The organism is Pseudoalteromonas sp. 4NS20-0020 (assembly GCF_057554385.1).
The window spans coordinates 20,025-37,500 of record NZ_BAAJMI010000010.1; the positions used below are offsets into that span (position 1 = coordinate 20,025).

At 38.6% G+C, this 17,476-nt stretch carries 15 protein-coding genes; 8 read left to right on the forward strand and 7 right to left on the reverse strand.

Going from position 1 to position 17,476, the window contains the following annotated elements:
* Positions 1-162: 162 nt before the first annotated feature.
* The 6 genes from mioC to rpmH all read right to left on the reverse strand — a co-directional run bounded on the left by mioC (position 163) and on the right by rpmH (position 5,664).
* Complete coding sequence (gene mioC, locus AC27JL_RS18395) at positions 163-612, reverse strand: FMN-binding protein MioC (protein ID WP_487196277.1); 450 nt, start codon at positions 610-612, stop codon at positions 163-165.
* 940 nt (positions 613-1,552) lie between these two features.
* Entirely contained in the window at positions 1,553-2,917 is a 1,365-nt protein-coding gene (mnmE, locus tag AC27JL_RS18400; RefSeq protein WP_487196278.1) for a tRNA uridine-5-carboxymethylaminomethyl(34) synthesis GTPase MnmE, read from the reverse strand.
* A gap of 134 nt (positions 2,918-3,051) precedes the next feature.
* Positions 3,052-4,686: a membrane protein insertase YidC gene (yidC, locus tag AC27JL_RS18405; RefSeq protein WP_039038502.1), complete on the reverse strand. Its 1,635-nt coding sequence runs from the start codon at positions 4,684-4,686 to the stop codon at positions 3,052-3,054.
* 8 nt (positions 4,687-4,694) lie between these two features.
* Positions 4,695-4,970, reverse strand: a complete 276-nt coding sequence (yidD, locus tag AC27JL_RS18410) for a membrane protein insertion efficiency factor YidD (protein WP_006793977.1) — start codon at positions 4,968-4,970, stop codon at positions 4,695-4,697.
* Between the two features lie 126 nt (positions 4,971-5,096).
* A complete protein-coding gene (gene rnpA, locus AC27JL_RS18415) occupies positions 5,097-5,522 on the reverse strand; it encodes a ribonuclease P protein component (protein WP_487196279.1) in 426 nt (141 codons plus the stop codon).
* 7 nt (positions 5,523-5,529) lie between these two features.
* Positions 5,530-5,664: a 50S ribosomal protein L34 gene (rpmH, locus tag AC27JL_RS18420; protein WP_004335215.1), complete on the reverse strand. Its 135-nt coding sequence runs from the start codon at positions 5,662-5,664 to the stop codon at positions 5,530-5,532.
* Positions 5,665-6,182: 518 nt separating this feature from the next.
* On the opposite strand from rpmH, the gene dnaA reads away from it, so the two are divergent.
* From dnaA to AC27JL_RS18460, 8 genes are all read left to right on the forward strand, one after another.
* The gene (dnaA, locus tag AC27JL_RS18425) at positions 6,183-7,571 is read left to right on the forward strand and encodes a chromosomal replication initiator protein DnaA (protein WP_006793979.1); all 1,389 of its coding nucleotides are present in this window, start codon (positions 6,183-6,185) and stop codon (positions 7,569-7,571) included.
* 13 nt (positions 7,572-7,584) lie between these two features.
* Positions 7,585-8,688 (forward strand): DNA polymerase III subunit beta, encoded by a 1,104-nt coding sequence (dnaN, locus tag AC27JL_RS18430; protein ID WP_277053837.1) that lies wholly within the window; start codon positions 7,585-7,587, stop codon positions 8,686-8,688.
* Between the two features lie 15 nt (positions 8,689-8,703).
* Positions 8,704-9,798, forward strand: a complete 1,095-nt coding sequence (gene recF, locus AC27JL_RS18435; protein WP_277053838.1) for a DNA replication/repair protein RecF — start codon at positions 8,704-8,706, stop codon at positions 9,796-9,798.
* A 12-nt stretch (positions 9,799-9,810) separates the two neighbouring features.
* A complete protein-coding gene (gyrB, locus tag AC27JL_RS18440) occupies positions 9,811-12,237 on the forward strand; it encodes a DNA topoisomerase (ATP-hydrolyzing) subunit B (RefSeq protein WP_008130779.1) in 2,427 nt (808 codons plus the stop codon).
* 141 nt (positions 12,238-12,378) lie between these two features.
* Positions 12,379-13,281, forward strand: a complete 903-nt coding sequence (gene glyQ / locus AC27JL_RS18445; protein WP_008130780.1) for a glycine--tRNA ligase subunit alpha — start codon at positions 12,379-12,381, stop codon at positions 13,279-13,281.
* A gap of 2 nt (positions 13,282-13,283) precedes the next feature.
* Positions 13,284-15,353, forward strand: a complete 2,070-nt coding sequence (gene glyS / locus AC27JL_RS18450; RefSeq protein WP_487196280.1) for a glycine--tRNA ligase subunit beta — start codon at positions 13,284-13,286, stop codon at positions 15,351-15,353.
* 103 nt (positions 15,354-15,456) lie between these two features.
* Positions 15,457-15,906 (forward strand): early set domain-containing protein, encoded by a 450-nt coding sequence (locus tag AC27JL_RS18455; RefSeq protein WP_487196281.1) that lies wholly within the window; start codon positions 15,457-15,459, stop codon positions 15,904-15,906.
* A 106-nt stretch (positions 15,907-16,012) separates the two neighbouring features.
* A complete protein-coding gene (locus AC27JL_RS18460) occupies positions 16,013-16,960 on the forward strand; it encodes a hypothetical protein (protein ID WP_203985634.1) in 948 nt (315 codons plus the stop codon).
* Here AC27JL_RS18460 and tusA read toward each other — a convergent pair.
* Positions 16,957-17,196, reverse strand: a complete 240-nt coding sequence (tusA, locus tag AC27JL_RS18465; protein ID WP_006793987.1) for a sulfurtransferase TusA — start codon at positions 17,194-17,196, stop codon at positions 16,957-16,959. The two genes, AC27JL_RS18460 and tusA, sit on opposite strands and share 4 nt — an antisense overlap.
* Positions 17,197-17,476 lie beyond the last annotated feature (280 nt).

Below are 17,476 nucleotides of genomic sequence, written 5' to 3' on the forward strand. Positions count from 1 at the left end.
CACTGATCAAAAAGCCACTTTATGCACAGGGGGCGATTAGTTAGATCTTATCCCATGGATAAGCATGCTTTAAAATGCAGTTTATTCAAACTTTATCCACATTATTAATTAAATTATTAGTAAATTGTGAGTAACTTTTATATGAGATTTTACTTGATCTCTTTATTTTAAACCTGTTTGGGTAACCCAAGTGCCTAACCAAGCGAGGGCTGTGTCTTCAGGGAGTGACTCGTCTAATATATTTAATTCTAAGCGTTCAGCCACTTTTATAGCGCCTTTTTTGCTTAGTAGTGCTTCTATATTGCGCCCTGCTAAGTTATATGTGTCGTAGCTGGTATCACCTAATGCAATAACCGAAAACTTTAAATGCTTTAAATCAGTTGATTGCGCTACTTGTTCTACAAAGCTTAAAAGATTATCGGGATAATCACCTGCGCCATAAGTAGATGTACATATTAACCAGAGCGTATTGTGTTGATCTATTTCATTAAATTTTGGCTGATCATGGAGTTGGGTTGTAATACCTTGGTTATTTAGCTCATCGTTTAATTGCTCCGCAACATACTCGGCCGATCCCATTTGGCTGCCCACAATAATATTTACTGAACTCATGATTAGTTATGATCGCATTAGTTTTAATTGCTGCCTATGATAGCCGAGTACAAACTGCAGTAAAGGGAAGAGTGTGGGTTTGGATAACTATTTTTAGGCTAATTTTTAGATCATTGTTTAAAGTTTTTTTAAGTTGTTGATTTATATAGATGTAAAATAATACCTTCAAATGTAACCTTCTGATCAAACTGTTAATAAGATTGGGGGAAGTTCTGTTTAACTTTATACTCTATTTAGCTAAAAATTTGTAAGTTATTGATTTTAAGCTTTTGTAAGTCCAATTATGATGAATGTTTAATATAGAAGTAATGTTGATCATTGTGTGGATATAAAGGGTGTTGATAACCGATTATTTAGATCGAAAATAATTTTAAATAACGATCAATTAAATATGATCTTATTAAATAAATATCAAAATAGTTTTTATAACGGCCGCTTTTTACTAAAAATAGAGCTAATAACGTGTATTTCAGCTAAAAAATTTTGGATTTTTGTCCAAAAAATGGAAATTGTGGATAACTGATCTGACTAAATTTAAAGTTTTTGTGATATTCGATCATGCATTTACATGTTTGAGCTGGTGGATAGCGCGATCAATACACACATGTGATCGCCTTATTTTTTGATATATAGCCAATTAAGGCTGCAATTTTAGCTAATAAAATATTAAAAACAGTGATTTCAGCTTGTTTTAAGGTTAATTATAGTGGCTTAACTTATTCGTATGTGGGAGATATATCACCTTAAATAGGCGGTTATATCTTGTAAAGTAGGCCATTAATAAGCATTTAAAGATACTAATTTAGAGAAAATAAGAGCCTAAAATAGCACTCAGCTTATCTAAAAAATATCCATATGTTGATATAGAAAGGCTTAATTTAGGCAGTAAAAAAGGGCGTTTTTACGCCCTTAATTTTTAATTATTTAATTGTTAGGTCTTTTATTTACCAATACAGAACGAGCTAAATATTTTTCCAAGTAGATCGTCTGAAGTAAACTCACCGGTTATTTCGTTTAAAAATTGCTGCGTTAGGCGCAGCTCTTCGGCCAAAATTTCACCTGCAACATGCATTTCAAGCTGCGTTTTACCCGTATCTAAATGATAAGCTGCGCTTTCTAAAGCGTCTAAATGACGGCGACGAGCCATAAAGCCACCTTCTGTTGCGCCGTCAAAACCTATACAGGCCTTTAAATGTTCACGAACGAGCTCTATACCTTCAGCGTTTTTAGCACTTAAACTTATGACCGGGTATTGTCGGTTTTCATCTAAACCTACAATATCACCCGATAAATCGGCTTTGTTTCTGATCACTGTAACCCCCATACCTTTTGGTAATTTTGCCATAAATTCTGGCCAAATTTTATGTGGGTCGGTGTCTACAGTATCGGTGCCATCAAGCATAAATAAAACGCGGTCGGCTTGGTTTATTTCATCCCATGCGCGCTCAATACCTATTTGCTCTACGCGGTCAGGGCTTTCACGAAGACCTGCGGTATCGATAATATGCAGTGGCATGCCATCAATATGAATGTGTTCGCGCAGTACGTCGCGGGTGGTACCTGCTATTTCGGTTACTATTGCTGCCTCTCGGCCTGCTAGAGCATTAAGCAAGCTTGATTTACCCGCGTTAGGACGACCTGCAATCACAACACGCATACCTTCGCGCATTATACTTCCCTGTTTAGCTTGGTCAGTTACGGTGTTTAATTGGTTTATAATTGCGTCTAGATCGCCCGATACTTTGCCATCTGACAAAAAGTCTATTTCTTCATCTGGAAAGTCGATTGCTGCTTCTACGTACATACGAAGATGAATTACTTTTTCAACCAGTGTTTCAATGTGTTTAGAAAACTCACCTTGAAGTGATTGTAAGGCGCTTTTAGCTGCTTGTTCACTAGTGGCATTAATTAGGTCACTAATTGCTTCTGCTTGGGTTAAATCAAGCTTGTCGTTCATAAATGCACGCTCTGAAAACTCACCTGGTTTTGCTAAGCGTACACCTTCTATTTTGCTAATTTCTTTAAGTAGCATATCAAGCACAACTGGGCCGCCATGGCCTTGCAACTCAAGTACATCTTCACCAGTAAATGAGTTAGGTCCGGCAAAATAAATGGCAATACCTTGGTCAAGTTGATCGCCATTTAAGTTTTTAAATGGTACATAATCGGCGTATCTCACTTTTGGTATTTTACCAATAACTTGTTCAGCAACGCTTTTGGCAAGGCTGCCAGAAACCCGAATTATACCAACACCACCACGCCCAGGTGCGGTTGCTTGTGCTGCAATTGTGTCTTGATTGATCATGCTATTTAATTTACCAACAATGTGTACGTTATGGCGCTATTGTAACCTATGAAATTACCACTCGCGAATGCTCTGATAAAAAATGGGCAATAAAAAAGGCGACCTAAGTCGCCTTTGTAATAAGTAGGGCTAAGTTAGCCTCTTACTTTTATTCCTTTCTTTTCCATACCGCGATAAATATAAAGCATTTGCGCGATTGAAATAAGGTTAGATACTAACCAGTAAAGTACTAAGCCTGATGGGAACCATAAGAAGAATACAGAGAAGATAACCGGCATAAAGGTCATCATTTTTTGCTGCATTGGATCGGTAACCGTCATAGGTTGAAGCTTTTGAGTTATAAACATACTAGCACCAAATAAAATTGGTAATACGTAGTATGGGTCTTGTGCTGATAAATCAGTTAACCAAAGCATAAACTCAGCATGGCGAAGTTCTGTTGATTCTAAAAATACATAAAACAACGCTAAGAAAATAGGCATTTGTAGCAAAATAGGGAAACAACCACCCATTGGGTTTACTTTCTCTTTTTTGTACATCTCCATAGTAGCTTGACCGAACTTTTGACGGTCATCACCATATTTTTCTTTAAGAGCTGCCATTTTTGGTTGAAGGGCACGCATTTTAGCCATTGACGTGTATTGTGCTTTAGTTAGCGGGTACATCAATGATTTAACAATAATAGTGATAGCAATAATTGCTAAACCCCAGTTACCAAGAATACTGTAAAGCCATTTTAGTAATACAAATAGTGGCTGTGAAATAAACCATAACCAGCCGTAGTCTACAGTTAGGTCTAAGTCAGGGTGAAGCGCTTCTAATACATCAGACTCTTTAGGGCCCATGTAGTAAATAGAAGTAATGGTTTGCTCTGAACCGGCTTGAACATTAACAGGTTCTGCTTTTGTACCAATGATAGCGGCGTTACTGCTTGTAATTAAGCTATAAAGAGTGTTGGTTTGGTCTTGCTTTGGTACCCACGCACTCACAAAGTAATGTTGAATAAACGCAATGTAACCACCTTGCGTGCTTTCATTTAGGTTTTTGTCGGCCATGTCAGAAAAGCTATACTTTTCGTACGGTTCTTCGTCTGTACCGTAAGCTGCACCTAAATAGTTTTGATCAACTAAGCTGCCTTTTTCCTGTACTGTGCGTTTAACCTGTGTGTAAAGCTGCACTTGAATAGGGGCACTGGTTGTATTGTTTACTGTGTATTCTAAGCCAACATCATATTGACCTTTTTTAAATACATACGTTTTGGTAAAGCTAACACCGTTGCTATCAGTAAACTGTAACGGTACGCGTAACTCATCACCTGTTAAGGTATAAGACGTTTGTTCGCTGTGGTAAGTAGGGCGACCGTTTGCAGATGCGTCTGGGCCATTTAAACCAATCAAACCACTTTGTGAAAAGTATTGATTACCCTCAAATTCACCCAGCAGCATGAAAGGTGTTTCTTCGCCTTTCACTTCTTCGTATTGAAGTAAGTCCGATTCAACAATATCACCACCTTTGGTGTCGATTTTAACTTTAAACACGTCTGTTGTTATTTCTATAACAGAACGTTTAGCTAATGTTGTTGAAGCCGGTAAGCCAGAGTCTGACGATGAAGGTATAAAATCATCCGATTCAGTTGAATTTGCTTGTTGCGTTTGTGTTGTGGCACTTGGATCGACTTTTGGCTGGTTATAATCATTATTCCATTCTTGGAACAATAAAAACGACACTAGCATTAGGCCAATGAATAAAAACGTGCGTTGCGATTCCATAACAGCTCTTATTTCTCGTGTTGGTGGTTAATATGGGTTATTTTTTCAGGTACTGGGTCATCACCACCTGAATGTAAAGGATGGCATTTTAATATGCGTTTTAATGCTAACCAACTTCCTTTTATCAATCCATGCAATTTTATTGCTTGAATTGCGTAATGTGAGCAGCTTGGATTAAAACGACAATGCGGACCTAATAGCGGGCTAATCCACTTTTGATAACCGCGGATCAATAACACTAAACATAATGTCGGTAAAGCAACAAGTGGTTTGAGTAACCTCATGATGTTTATGCCCCTAGTTAAATTTAGTGAGATAGATATCATGTATTTAAAGGCTCTATTGGAAATTTTAAATGCATGATTAAAAGGTGAGCTAAAGATACATTAATTAACCCTGTAATTCTATTGCTATTGGGTTTGTTTATTAGATTTAGCTGATTTGTTTGGGCGTTTCTTAAAGGGTGGAGGCTTAGGCGCACCTGGTTTACAGCGTTCGTTGATTTTCCGCCATAACTTGGTCAGTTGCTTGGTTAATTCTTCATTAGACTGCTCGTCAATGCCATTTTTAACCATAAGCACAATATCAATGTTATCGATATTGTGTTGATTTAAACGAAAACTTTCGCGAGCAAGACGTTTAATACGGTTTCGTTGGCATGCCTTTTTTACACGTTTTTTAGCAACAGTAAGTCCTAACCTAGGTTTATCTTGGTCATTGGGTTTAGCTAATAGAGTAAAGTAAGGAGTTGCAGCCCGAGCGGGTTCGTTAAATATACGAGAGTAATGCGAGGGAGTTAACAGACGTAACTCCCTGCCAAAGCTAAAGTCTTCCACTTATAAATTAAGCAGAAAGAACTTTGCGGCCTTTAGCGCGGCGACGTGCTAATACTTTACGGCCATTTACAGTTGCCATGCGAGCACGGAAACCGTGTGCACGTTTGCGTTTTAAAACGCTAGGTTGAAAAGTTCTTTTCATAACAATCTCATCCGATCGGTTAAAGTTAAAACATCCTATGCAGGTCGCGATCCTGGCACAGGTGCCATTGCGAGCGCGAGATATTATAGATGAAACAACCTAAAGTCAATCATAATTACGCGTTAAGCACCGTGTTTATTAAGCAGGCAGTTAGTGATCGTAAAGCGCGATCTAGTAGGATCATCATAAATAAGAAGTTTTCCACAGCCCTTGTATAAAAAGTGAATAAAAGCGGGGGAAAAGTAAATTGGATCGTAAAATTGGTTCGCGATCTTGGTGTTATTTTGTTATGATCTGTTATCAGGCTAACAATTAAAAATTTAATTAAATCAGGTTGTTAGCTTTTTTTCATGTCGTTATACATAATTTTATAAAAATCAGCCTTTTACTTGTGGATAAAGTGCCTTCATAATACTTGGTCTTGGGCCGCTTATTTGGCTATTTAAACGCAATAAATGCATGGTTTTTAACCATTTTTGATGTGCGGGAATAAAAATTATATCTCTGGGAGTTTAACTGTGTATCTGTCGGTTTGGCAAAGTTGTTTATATGTATTGCAAGATGAATTGCCTTCGCAGCAGTTCAGTATGTGGGTAAGACCACTTCAAGCAGAAAGTACCGAAGATACTCTGACTATTTATGCACCTAATCGCTTTGTGCTTGATTGGGTGAGAGAAAAATACCTTAACCGCATTAACGAACTACTCGTGGAGATTTGTGGTGACGAAGCACCGGAACTTCGTTTTGATGTAGGTAGCAAACCACTTTTAAATACACAGGTTGCACCTGCTACAGAAGCACAGCCTGCACCTAGTATTCAAGCATCAGCAAAGCAACAGCCGCGTGAGCAAAAACCGGTTGTTGAACCCGCACCTAAGTCGGGCTATAAATCAAACATTAAAGAAAACTACACCTTTGATAGTTTTGTTGAGGGTAAATCTAACCAATTAGCAAAAGCGGCTGCAACTCAAGTGGCCGATAACCCTGGCTCTGCATTTAACCCTGTATTTATATACGGTGGTACGGGCTTAGGTAAAACGCACTTACTCCATGCTGTAGGTAATGGCATTATGGCAAATAAGCCTGATGCTAAAATTGTGTATATGCATTCAGAGCGTTTTGTACAAGATATGGTTAAAGCACTACAAAATAATGCAATAGAAGAATTTAAACGTTATTACCGTAGTGTTGATGCATTAATGATTGATGACATTCAATTTTTTGCCAATAAAGAACGTTCTCAAGAAGAGTTTTTTCATACTTTTAATGCGTTGCTTGAAGGTAATCAACAAATTATTTTAACTTCTGACCGTTACCCTAAAGAAATTGAAGGGGTAGAAGACAGGCTTAAGTCACGTTTTGGTTGGGGATTAACAATTGCTATTGAGCCACCAGAGCTTGAAACACGTGTCGCTATTTTGATGAAAAAGGCGCAGCAGAGTAAAATAAACTTACCTCATGAAGTGGCTTTTTTCATTGCAAAAAAATTACGTTCAAATGTACGTGAACTTGAAGGCGCACTTAACCGTGTAATTGCAAATGCAAACTTCACTGGACGTCCTATTTCTATCGACTTTGTAAAAGAAGCACTGCGTGACTTATTGGCGCTGCAAGATAAGCTAGTCACAATTGATAATATACAGCGTACAGTGGCTGAATATTATCGAATTCGTGTCTCGGATTTACTTTCTAAACGCCGAAGCCGCTCAATAGCAAGGCCACGTCAGGTTGCTATGGCGCTGTCTAAAGAATTAACCAATCACAGTTTACCTGAGATTGGAGACGCGTTTGGTGGCCGTGACCATACAACGGTTTTACATGCGTGTCGTAAAATAAAATCGTTACGTGATGAAAGTCACGAAATTAAAGAAGATTATCAAAATTTAATAAGAACATTGTCATCTTAGGGCTGACTTTTTTATGCAAATAACAATATCAAGACAACAATTTTTAAAGCCATTGGTTCAAGTATCGGGCGCAATTGAGCGTAAGCATACGTTACCAATTTTATCTAACGTTTTGTTAGTAGTAGAAAACGGACAGCTTTCGATGACAGGGACCGACCTTGAAATTGAATTAGTGTCTGGTGTTTTTGTTGGTGATGATATTGCCGATACAAAATTAACTTTACCTGCTAAAAAGTTACTCGATATTTGTAAAAGCCTACCTGAAGGTTCAGACATTACGTTAAGCTTACAAGACCACCAGTTGTTATTAACGAGTGGTAAAAGTCGTTTTTCACTTACAACGTTATCAGCGGCTGACTTCCCCAATTTAGAAGAGTGGGATGGTGAAGTTGAATTTCAACTAACGCGTTTAGAGCTTCGTAAATTACTTGAAAGCACGCACTTTTCAATGGCAAACCAAGATGTACGTTATTACTTAAACGGTATGTCGTTTGAAGTTGATAATAGCGAAATTAAAACGGTGGCTACCGATGGACACCGCTTGGCGATTGCACAGAAAAAGCTTACTCAATCACTTAATACTCAACGCCAATTAATTATTCCACGTAAAGGTGTGCAAGAAATAATGCGCCTTATGGTTGCCGACGATGAGCTAGTTACTATTCAATTCGGTGCTAACCACATTCGTATTATTGACATTGAGTTTACGTTTACCAGTAAACTAGTTGATGGTCGTTTTCCTGATTACCGTCGTGTACTTCCACGAGGCGGTGATAAAACAATTATTGCCAACCGTGAATGGTTACGAAATGCTTTTCAGCGTGTATCTATTTTATCAAATGAGAAGTTTCGTGGTGTACGCTTAAACTTATCAAATGGTTTATTAAAAATTACTGCCAATAACCCAGAGCAAGAACAAGCTGAAGAGGTTGTTGAAGTAAATTATCAAGGTGATGAGTTAGAAATTGGTTTTAATGTTTCATATGTTTTGGATGTATTAAACACATTAAAAACTGAAGATGTACAGTTTACGTTAGCAGACTCAAACAGCAGTGCACTAATAGAAGGCGCTGGTGATGATGAAGCAATGTATGTTGTTATGCCTATGCGTTTATAAGATCACAAACATATAATGAGCTTAAGTCATTTGAGCCTCAAATATTTTCGTAATATTGAGGCGCTGACGCTAGAACCTGTTAATGGCGTAAACATTATATATGGTGAAAATGGCAGCGGAAAAACCAGCCTTTTAGAAGCTATTTATTACCTTTCTCACGGCAAGTCTTTTAGAACACCAAAGCACAAAAGCATTATTGCACACCAGCAAGAGCAATTTGTAATTCATGGCCGAAAGACGGTACATGATTTATCAATTCCTATTGGTATTAGCAAAACGCGTTTAGGTGAAACAAATTTAAAGATTCAGGGTAAAGCGAGCCGTAAAATATCTGAGCTTGCACAGCTTATGCCTGTTCAAATTATTACGCCTGAGAGCTATTCCTTATTTTTTGGTGGGCCAAAAGAGCGTAGAAAGTTTTTAGACTTAGGTTTGTTCCACGTGGAACATGAGTTTTTTTACTTGTGGCAATCGTTTAATAAAGTATTAAAACAGCGTAATGCTTTACTAAAATCTAAGCCTAAGAATTATTTTGACCAAATTAAGTTTTGGGACAAAGAATTTGTTAGACTGGCTGAAGAAATAAATAAATTAAGATTGGCGTATATAAGTAGGTTTAAACAGCAATTTTTTGATAAAATGTGTTCAGAATTAACGCTTATACGCGATTTAGAAATGACGTTTAATGCAGGCTGGAAAGAGCATGAATCTATTGCAGATGCGTTAGAGCAAAACTTTGAGCGAGATGCTCGCCAAGGATTTACAAGTAAGGGCCCACATAAGGCCGACTTTAGTTTCAGTGTCGCTGGCAACAGTGTAGAGAATACGTTCTCTCGCGGGCAGTTAAAGTTATTATTGTATGCGTTAAAAGTAACGCAAAATAGCTTAATTGAGTCAGAGACCGATAAGCAATCTATATTGCTAATAGATGATTTACCCTCAGAGTTAGGCGAAGATACAAAAGAGAAAGTTGGACAACTATTGTCTCACTGCAGTTCTCAAATATTTATCTCTTCAATTTTATCTGAGAGTATTTCTGCTGTGGTGGAACCCATGCAACGAGAACTAAAAATGTTCCACGTGAAACATGGCAACCTAATAACAAGATAAGTGGGATTAACCATGTCTGAGAATTATGACTCGTCGAGTATTAAAGTACTTAAAGGATTAGACGCAGTAAGAAAGCGTCCTGGGATGTATATAGGGGACACCGATGATGGCACAGGCTTACACCACATGGTGTTTGAGGTCGTTGATAACTCAATAGACGAAGCCCTTGCTGGTCATTGTGATGATATTTTTGTAACGATTCACTTAGATGGCTCTGTATCGGTTAGAGATAATGGCCGTGGTATCCCAGTGTCTATCCATGAAGAAGAAGGCGTTTCGGCTGCCGAAGTAATCATGACGGTACTTCACGCTGGTGGTAAGTTTGATGATAACTCTTATAAAGTATCAGGCGGCTTGCATGGTGTGGGTGTTTCGGTTGTAAACGCACTTTCAGAAAAATTAAAACTAACCGTGCGTCGAGAAGGTAAACTTCATGAGCAGTTTTACACTATGGGTGTGCCAGATGCGCCACTTGCTGTTATTGGAGATTCTGAAACAACGGGTACGGAACTACGTTTTTGGCCAAGTGCAGAAACATTCACTAATTTAGATTTTCATTACGATATTTTAGCAAAACGCCTACGTGAACTGTCGTTCCTTAACTCGGGCGTTAGTATCATTTTAAATGATGAGCGTGAAGAAAATAAAAGCGACCACTTTAAATACGAAGGTGGAATTCAGGCATTTGTTGAATACATTAACCGTAACAAAACACCTATTCATAAAGGCGTTTTCCACTTTACACATGAGCGTGTAGAAGACGGAATTAGCGTTGAAGTATCAATGCAATGGAATGACGCATACCAAGAAAACATTTACTGTTTTACAAATAACATTCCACAACGTGATGGTGGTACTCACTTAGCCGGTTTTAGATCTGCGCTAACACGTACACTTAATAACTTTATGGAAAAAGAGGGCTTTAACAAGAAAGCAAAAACAACCAGTAACGCAACCGGTGACGATGCGCGTGAAGGTTTGACAGCTGTAATTAGTGTTAAAGTTCCTGATCCTAAGTTCTCTTCGCAAACAAAAGACAAGCTAGTATCTAGCGAAGTTAAGTCTGCGGTAGAACAAGCAATGGCTGAGAAGTTCACTGAGTTTTTATTAGAAAACCCAGTAGATGCAAAAATTGTTGTTGGGAAAATTATAGATGCATCACGTGCGCGTGAAGCGGCACGTAAAGCGCGTGAAATGACACGTCGTAAAGGCGCAATGGATCTTGCAGGTTTACCGGGTAAATTAGCCGATTGTCAGGAAAAAGATCCTGCACAATCAGAACTTTATATAGTGGAAGGGGACTCTGCTGGCGGTTCAGCCAAGCAGGGTCGTAACCGTAAGAATCAGGCGATTCTTCCGCTTAAAGGTAAAATTCTAAACGTAGAAAAAGCACGTTTTGATAAAATGCTGTCTTCACAAGAAGTTGCAACACTAATTACTGCATTAGGTTGTGGTATTGGCCGTGACGAATATAACCCTGAAAAACTACGTTATCACCGTATTATCATCATGACCGATGCGGACGTGGATGGTTCTCATATTCGTACTTTATTGCTTACATTCTTCTATCGTCAAATGCCGGAAATTGTAGAGCGCGGATATATATATATTGCTCAACCACCACTTTATAAAGTGAAAAAAGGTAAGCAAGAGCGCTATATTAAAGATGACCCAGCACTTGTTGAGTACTTAACATCGCTTGCACTTAATAATGCAGCTTTATACACAAGTGCAGACGCATCTGCGCTTGAAGGTGAAGCATTAGAAAAAATAGTTCACGATTACCAAAATACAGTTAAAGTAATCGAGCGCTTAAAACGTAAATACCCTAACACGGTAATGGAACGTTTAATCTACCAAAGCGAGTTGACCAAAGAAGACCTTGCAGACGAAGCTAAAGTAATTGCGTGGACAAAAGAGCTTGTTGACGATTTAGTTGACCGTGACGAAGATGCAACTATTTTCAACGCTGCAACTCAGTATGATGCAGAGCGTAACTTGTACTATCCTGTTGTGAATATTCGTCAACATGGTGTAGATAAGTCACACGTACTAAGCTACGACTTCATCACATCGCGTGACTACCAACGTATTGCTGTGACTGGTGTTAACATTGCAAACATCATTACAGAAGGTGCTTATATTCAACGCGGTGAGAAAACAAAACCTGTTGATAACTTTGTGGATGCTTTGGAATGGTTGATCACTGAATCTAAGCGCGGGATCTATATCCAACGCTATAAAGGATTGGGTGAGATGAACCCAGATCAACTTTGGGAAACTACCATGGATCCAGACGCACGCCGTATGTTACAAGTAACCATTGAAGATGCTGTAGGCGCGGATCAGTTATTTGCTACGCTTATGGGCGATCAGGTAGAGCCACGTCGTGACTTTATTGAAACTAACGCACTACGCGTAGTTAACTTAGACGTGTAAAAACATATTTAGATAATAAAAAGGAGCCTAAGGGCTCCTTTTTTATTTTCTACAAATACACAAACTGCTTAAAACCTGAGTGTACACACGGTATACTAAGGATAATTTTCACGCTACTTCTTAGATAGTAAAAAGCCAAATATGCAAAAATACGACGTAAAAACCTTCCAAGGTTTGATCCTGGCTTTACAGGATTATTGGGCACAGCAAGGCTGTGTCATTATTCAACCACTTGATATGGAAGTGGGCGCTGGGACATTTCACCCGCAAACATTTTTGAAATCGATTGGCCCTGAGCCAATGTCTAGCGCATACGTACAACCGTGTCGCCGTCCTACGGATGGCCGCTATGGTGAAAACCCAAACCGCTTACAACATTACTACCAATTTCAGGTAGTCTTAAAGCCATCACCAGATAACATTCAAGAGCTTTACTTAGGCTCACTAGAAGCAATGGGTATTGATACCCTAACTCACGAAGTACGCTTTGTAGAAGATAACTGGGAATCACCAACGCTTGGCGCATGGGGCTTAGGGTGGGAAATTTGGTTAAACGGTATGGAGGTAACGCAATTTACCTACTTCCAACAAGTAGGCGGATTAGAGTGCTCACCAGTAACAGGTGAAATTACTTACGGCCTAGAGCGTTTAGCGATGTATATTCAAGGCGTAGATAGCATTTACGACCTAGTATGGGCAGACGGTCCACTAGGGCGTGTAACTTACGGCGATGTGTTCCACCAAAATGAAGTAGAGCAATCTACTTACAACTTTGAACATGCAAACGTAGAAGACTTGTTTGCGCAGTTTGATAAGTGTGAAGCTGAGAGCCAAAAGTTAATAGAAGCAAATTTACCACTTCCTGCCTACGAGCAAGTGATGAAAGCATCGCATGCATTTAACCTATTAGACGCGCGCCATGCTATATCGGTTACAGAACGTCAGCGTTATATTTTACGTGTTCGTGCGTTATCAAAAGCGTGTGCACAAAGTTATTACGATGCACGCGAAGCGCTTGGTTTCCCGCTGTGTAAGGATAAGTAAGCATGACAGCACAAAATTTATTAGTAGAAATTGGCACTGAAGAGTTACCACCAAAGTCGTTGCGTAAACTTGCCGAGGCATTTGCTGCAAATTTAACTCAAGAGTTAGAATCGCTAGAATTAGCACATCAAGGCGTAAGCTGGTATGCATCGCCTCGTCGTTTAGGTTTACAAGTTAAAGCACTTGAAGCTAAACAACAGGACAAAGAAGTTGAAAAGCGCGGGCCAGCAACTAAAGCAGCATTTGATAGTGAGGGTAACCCTACAAAAGCAGCAATGGGTTGGGCACGCGGTTGTGGTATTGATGTAAGTGAAGCACAAACACTTGAAACGGATAAAGGCGCATGGTTATTGCACATTGCTAAAGTAGCAGGGCAAGAAACTAAAACGCTAATGGCAGATGCTATCGCAAAAGCGTTAAGTAAATTACCAATACCAAAGCCAATGCGCTGGGGTGCGAATAAAACACAATTTATTCGCCCAGTTCATACCGTCACTATTTTATTTGGTAGCGAATTGCTAGAAGGTGAGATCCTTGGTAAGCAAGTGAGTAACCAACTTCAAGGTCACCGTTTTCATCACCCAGAAAAAATTAGCATTAACCATGCTGATGAGGTTTTTGATGTACTTAAATCTGCTTACGTTATTGCTGATTACGAACAACGTAAAGCGCAAATACGTGTACAAATAGAAGAAGCTGCAAGCGCAGTTAACGCTGTTGTCGCAATGGATGAAGATTTACTAGAAGAAGTAACATCACTGGTAGAGTGGCCAGTTACTTTAACGGCAACATTTGAAGAAGCATTTTTAGATGTACCAGCCGAAGCGCTAATTTACACCATGAAGGACGATCAAAAATACTTCCCGTTATTAGATCAAAACGGCAAGCTTTTAAATAAGTTTTTGTTTGTATCTAACATCGAGAGTAAAGACCCAAGCGTGGTAATTTCAGGTAACGAAAAAGTTGTACGCCCACGTTTGGCTGATGCACAGTTCTTCTTTGAGACCGACAAAAAGAAAACATTAGAAAGCCGTTTAGAATCGCTTGATACCGTTTTATTCCAAAAGCAGTTAGGTACGCTTAAAGATAAGTCTGAGCGTATTAGCGAACTTGCAGGGTATATTGCTGAGCAATTAGGCGCAGATAAAGACTTAGCGAAACGTGCAGGCCTATTAAGTAAAACAGACTTAATGACCGAAATGGTAATGGAATTTACCGATGTACAAGGTGTAATGGGAATGCATTACGCTCGCTTTGACGGTGAAGCAGAAGATGTAGCGCTTGCACAAAACGAGCAATACATGCCACGCTTTGCAGGCGACAACTTACCTACAAACCTAATTAGTTGTGCAGTAGCTATTGCTGATAAGTTTGATACGCTGGTGGGTATTTTTGGTATAGGCCAAGCACCAAAAGGTGATAAAGACCCATTTGCACTTCGTCGTGCTGCTATTGGTGCACTGCGTATTATGGTAGAAAAAGAGTTACCTCTTGATATTTTAGACCTAGTAGCAAAAGCACAAACATTGTTTGGCGATAAGCTAACTAATCTAAATGTATCAACCGACGTATTTGAATTTATGCTTGGGCGTTTCCGTGCATGGTATCAAGACGAAGGTATTGAAGTAGACGTTATTCAAGCTGTGCTAGCACGTCGTCCAACTAAACCAGTTGATTTTGACCGTCGTGTTAAAGCCGTAAGCCACTTCCGTACTTTAGACGCAGCAGAAGCCCTTGCAGCCGCAAATAAACGCGTAAGTAATATTCTTGCTAAAAACGACATCACAAGCCAAGGTAATGTTGTTGAGAGCTTATTAAGCGACGACGCTGAAAAAGTATTGGCATCACAAGTGGCAAAATTTGCAACTGAGCTTGCACCACTTTATGCCGATGGAAATTACCAAGAAGCGCTTAGCCAATTGGCAGGCATTCGTGAAAGTGTTGATAACTTTTTTGACAACGTAATGGTTATGGCCGACGATGAAGCTGTTAAGCAAAATCGCCTTGCGCTATTAAGCCAGTTAAGTGGTTTATTTTTGGATATTGCAGATATTTCTGTTTTACAAAAATAACTGCCATTAGCAATTTAAAAAGCCAGCATAACGCTGGCTTTTTAGTTTTAATACCTACCTAGATTAATTAAGTTAATAGGTATAACGAATAGGATAAAAATTGATGATTTCAATAAAAAAAATAATACCACTCGCTATTGCTGGGTTACTCAGTGCATGTTCAAGCCAAATATCAATTAACGATGTATTGCCACAAAAAGAACTCGACCGCACCATGTACCTGCGAGGCGATTTTACTTTATGGGACGCAGAGCCACAGTATCAATTTAACATAGTGGGCCCAGCACTGTATCAAGCTCAGGTAAAATTTAGCACGCCAGGTAAAGTGTACGAATTCAAAATTGCTGATGCCGATTTTAGTGAAGGCTTTAACTGTGGTTACAGCGACTCATTCCCACAAGGTCAAAGTTTAACACTTGGGCAAGCAGCAACGGCAGACTGTAATACTATTTATAATTACTTTAGTTACACGCCTGCGATAAAAGGCACATACATAGTAAGCATTGATTTTAGTGACTATGATGAGCCAAAAGTGACAATAACAAAGAAGTAAGAGCTGCAAGCTATAAGCCGTCAGCTTTTAGTTGCTCGAGTAAACTTATAGATTTGCGACAAGGACGTTAATATGAAATTGAACCGTTGGAATAAGGGGTAGCGCATTGAATAATTATATAGAGTATTGCTACCTAGAAAATGATAAGCCTAGGTTTGAACGAAGTAAGTTAACTGAATTAGACTCAAATGAGTGCTTAAAAAAATATAGAGTATTCTCAAGAAAACTTGAGATAGAAAATTTATTTGATGTTTTGATAGAGGAAGTTAAAACATTCAAATCATTGCTTACTATGGCTCAGCTCTCACAAGAGTTTTCACGTTTCTCTGAGGTACATGCTTATATAGAAAATCAAAAAAGCCGTACTAAATTAAATATATCCTATTTGAGTATTTTGAATACTGGAAAATTAGTTTTAGATCGACTGTATATTAAACGTGATAAGTTTTCGATAATTAATGATATTGATCAATCTTTGTTACCTGAACTATTAATAGAAAGAGAGAAGGTCTTTAAAGATAATCAATATTATGTTCTATGCTGCAACTTGAGAAATTTATGCCAACATAAAATGTTACCCGTAAATAGGTTAACTTTAAAATATCCATCTAAAAGTAAACATGGAAACGGTGTAACAACAAAATTTCAGATTCCACTCGTATTATCGGCAATGGAAGAGAAAGAAAAGATAAAGTTGTTAAAGGGGTTAAACTCTGCATTTAAAGATGAGCTGTTAAGGTTTGATCTAGTTGACCTCAACAAAGCGATAGATGGTTATTTTGAGGGGATTTTTGATTTAATGATTAAACTACGTACTTTGGTGAATAAATCAGTAAATGAGGCTGAAGATTATTTTAGTAAGTTACTTGATCAAAATATAGACTTAAACATGAATCGACTCTTGGGGCCACCAGCATTAGTAGTTAACAATAAAAAGAAATTTCACTTGGATTTTGAGTGGTTCCGAGTGGCTCATTATTTAGAAGAAAAAAATAATTCTCACTTCAAAAGCAATAATTTAATAAGAACACAGTATTTGAGCGATGAGCCTTAAAGCCCTTTCTTCACCACATACCTATACGGTGCTTCATCGGCATCTTTAGCCACCAGCGTGTGATCCATAAATACACAAAAACTTGGAATATCACGGGTGGTTGAGGGGTCATCAGCAGTTATAAGCAGGGTTTCACCGTCGTTCATTTTACGAATAGCAGCACGTACCATCATTACTGGCTCGGGGCAGCGAAGGCCAATGGCATCTAATTGGTGATCGGGATTATCAAAATTCATAGTACGTATGCCTGTAAATAGTTTTCAAATCTGTGACTTTACGAGTAGTCAGATTTTTTGTTGCGTCAAAGTTTAGCGTAATTTTAAGTATATATTAACTATTTTACTTAGATCTGGATCAGTTTAAACTTCAGTTTATTTATATCAACGCCAAATTATAAACCCGATCACAACAACACAAATCTAAATTGCGTTAGTATAGCGCCTTAAAATTTGGCAAATAAAAAAGGCGAACTAACTTTCGTCAGTGCGCCTTTTTACTCACCAAGATGGTTTACGT

Excerpts from the sequence above, each read along its gene's own strand:
- mioC (WP_487196277.1), bottom strand. The coding sequence starts at position 612 with ATGAGTTCAGTAAATATTATTGTGGGCAGCCAAATGGGATCGGCCGAG.
- mnmE (WP_487196278.1), bottom strand. The coding sequence starts at position 2,917 with ATGATCAATCAAGACACAATTGCAGCACAAGCAACCGCACCTGGGCGT.
- yidC (WP_039038502.1), bottom strand. The coding sequence starts at position 4,686 with ATGGAATCGCAACGCACGTTTTTATTCATTGGCCTAATGCTAGTGTCG.
- yidD (WP_006793977.1), bottom strand. The coding sequence starts at position 4,970 with ATGAGGTTACTCAAACCACTTGTTGCTTTACCGACATTATGTTTAGTG.
- rpmH (WP_004335215.1), bottom strand. The coding sequence starts at position 5,664 with ATGAAAAGAACTTTTCAACCTAGCGTTTTAAAACGCAAACGTGCACAC.
- dnaN (WP_277053837.1), top strand. The coding sequence starts at position 7,585 with ATGCAAATAACAATATCAAGACAACAATTTTTAAAGCCATTGGTTCAA.
- recF (WP_277053838.1), top strand. The coding sequence starts at position 8,704 with ATGAGCTTAAGTCATTTGAGCCTCAAATATTTTCGTAATATTGAGGCG.
- gyrB (WP_008130779.1), top strand. The coding sequence starts at position 9,811 with ATGTCTGAGAATTATGACTCGTCGAGTATTAAAGTACTTAAAGGATTA.
- glyQ (WP_008130780.1), top strand. The coding sequence starts at position 12,379 with ATGCAAAAATACGACGTAAAAACCTTCCAAGGTTTGATCCTGGCTTTA.
- glyS (WP_487196280.1), top strand. The coding sequence starts at position 13,284 with ATGACAGCACAAAATTTATTAGTAGAAATTGGCACTGAAGAGTTACCA.
- AC27JL_RS18455 (WP_487196281.1), top strand. The coding sequence starts at position 15,457 with ATGATTTCAATAAAAAAAATAATACCACTCGCTATTGCTGGGTTACTC.
- tusA (WP_006793987.1), bottom strand. The coding sequence starts at position 17,196 with ATGAATTTTGATAATCCCGATCACCAATTAGATGCCATTGGCCTTCGC.